Annotated in this window: 2 protein-coding genes and 3 tRNA genes; all 5 read left to right on the forward strand. The window is 71.4% G+C overall.

From position 1 onward, the window contains the following. Window positions 1–52: 52 nt before the first annotated feature. On the forward strand, window positions 53–511 hold the full coding sequence (gene rsfS / locus ACFV6I_RS30465; protein ID WP_063347541.1) for a ribosome silencing factor: 459 nt from the start codon (window positions 53–55) through the stop codon (window positions 509–511). Next, window positions 508–1,155: a histidine phosphatase family protein gene (locus ACFV6I_RS30470; protein WP_063351096.1), complete on the forward strand. Its 648-nt coding sequence runs from the start codon at window positions 508–510 to the stop codon at window positions 1,153–1,155. The genes rsfS and ACFV6I_RS30470 overlap by 4 nt, the downstream gene beginning before the upstream one ends. A 224-nt stretch (window positions 1,156–1,379) precedes the next feature. After that, window positions 1,380–1,452 (forward strand) — tRNA-Ala (locus tag ACFV6I_RS30475). Between the two features lie 43 nt (window positions 1,453–1,495). Next, a tRNA-Ala gene (locus ACFV6I_RS30480) sits at window positions 1,496–1,568 on the forward strand. Between the two features lie 345 nt (window positions 1,569–1,913). Next, a tRNA-Ala gene (locus ACFV6I_RS30485) sits at window positions 1,914–1,986 on the forward strand. Window positions 1,987–2,057 lie beyond the last annotated feature (71 nt).

Genomic DNA, 2,057 nt, shown 5'->3' on the forward strand with positions numbered 1-2,057 from the left:
CCCGGCCAGGAGCCAGGGGTCGCCCCCCAAGCCGCCGAGCCGGAAGAACACCGTGACCGTCACCGACCACAGCCAGCAGCTCATCACCGTCGCCGCGCAGGCGGCGGCCGACAAGCTCGCGCACAACATCATCGCCTTCGACGTCAGCGAGGTGCTGTCGATCACCGACGCCTTCCTGATCGCCTCCGCCAACAACGACCGCCAGGTCCGGTCGATCGCCGAGGAGATCGAGGACCAGCTGCGCGAGCAGCTGGACATCAAGCCGGTGCGCCGCGAGGGCGAGCGCGACGGCCGCTGGATCCTGCTCGACTACCTGGACATCGTCGTGCACGTCCAGCACTCCGAGGAGCGCTCCTTCTACTCGCTGGACCGCCTCTGGAAGGACTGCCCCGAGCTGCCGCTGCCCGAGGACGCCCTGGCCACGCGCAACCGGCCCGACGCCCACACCGACGAGGCCGGCAACGTCGTCGCCCCGGCCGACGACTTCGGCAAGCCCGAGGACCTGCACTGAGCCGGGACGGGCGGGGGCCGCGCGTCGTCTTCTGGCGCCACGGCCAGACCTCGTGGAACCTGGAGTCCCGCTTCCAGGGCACCACGGACATCGAACTGACCGACCAGGGCGTCCTCCAGGCCCAGCGGGCGGCCCGGCTGCTCTCCGGCCTGCGCCCCGACCTGCTGATCTCCTCCGACCTCACCCGGGCCAAGCGCACGGCCGAGGAACTGGCCGAGGTCACCGGCCTCGACGTGCAGCACCACGAGGGCCTGCGGGAGACCTACGCGGGCTCCTGGCAGGGCCTGACCAACGCCGAGATCCGCGACCGCTTCCCGGAGGAGTACGCGGCCTGGGCGGCCGGCGAGCCGGTGCGGCGCGGCGGCGGCGAACTGGCCACCGAGGTCGCCGACCGCTCGGTGCCGGTCGTGCTGGAGGCCGTCGACAAGCTGCCGGAGGACGGGACGCTGGTGGTGGTCAGCCACGGCGGCACCATCCGCACCATGCTCGGGCGGCTGCTGGACCTGGACCCGGTCCAGTGGGAGTGCTTCGGCGGGCTGTCCAACTGCTGCTGGTCGGTGCTCGGACAGGGGGCGCGCGGCTGGCGCCTGCTGGAGCACAACGCGGGCACGCTCCCGCAGCCGGTCATCGGCGACGACACCTGAGCGACGACGCCTGAGCGATGACGCCTGAGCGACGGGCGCGTCGCGGGGTGGGGTGGGGTGCGGGCGGGGTTGCGGGCATGCAGGGGCTTGCCGGGGGCTCGCCAGGGGCGTGCAGGGGCTTCGCAGGGGCGGATTTCGCAGTTCCGGGCCTGACCAGCTAGAGTTTTCCTCGTTCGCAGGGAAGGAACGCGGCCCGGAAGGGAAGCGGGAGATCCGACGACTGCGGGGCTATAGCTCAGTTGGTAGAGCGCTTGCATGGCATGCAAGAGGTCTGGGGTTCAATTCCCCATAGCTCCACTCCGCACCAGCGATCCTGTTCGATCAGGAGCGCCCGTGTCGCGGGGCTGTAGCTCAGTTGGTAGAGCGCTTGCATGGCATGCAAGAGGTCCGGGGTTCAATTCCCCGTAGCTCCACAGTAGTTGAGAGGCCGTCACCCATCGGGTGGCGGCCTCTCGCGTTGCCGGGCCTCTGCGGGTCTGCCAGTTCCCGTCGCCGGGGCGCCTCCGGGGTGGCAGTGCGGGTCCCGAAGTGGGGGCGCGGGCCCCGGGGGCGGGAGTGCGGGTCTCGGGGTTGGGGGCGCGGGTCTCGGGGTTGGGGGCGCGGGCTCCGGGGAGGGGGAGCGGGGGCTTGAGGGAGTGGGAACGCGGGCCCCCGGGAACGGATTCGTGGAGCACCCCCGGGACCGTGTAAAGTGGGCGATGTCGCCGAGGGAAACCGGACGGAAACGGCCGAAAGCCTCCGGTGACATCGCAGGTCAAGGGGCTGTAGCTCAGTTGGTAGAGCGCTTGCATGGCATGCAAGAGGTCCGGGGTTCAATTCCCCGTAGCTCCACAGCAGTCGAGGGGCGCCCGCCCAAATAGGGTGGGGGCGGCCGGGGGGTGGGGGGGGCGCCCGCCGCGGGG

The organism is Kitasatospora sp. NPDC059803 (genome assembly GCF_042732255.1).
Classification (GTDB): domain Bacteria; phylum Actinomycetota; class Actinomycetes; order Streptomycetales; family Streptomycetaceae; genus Kitasatospora.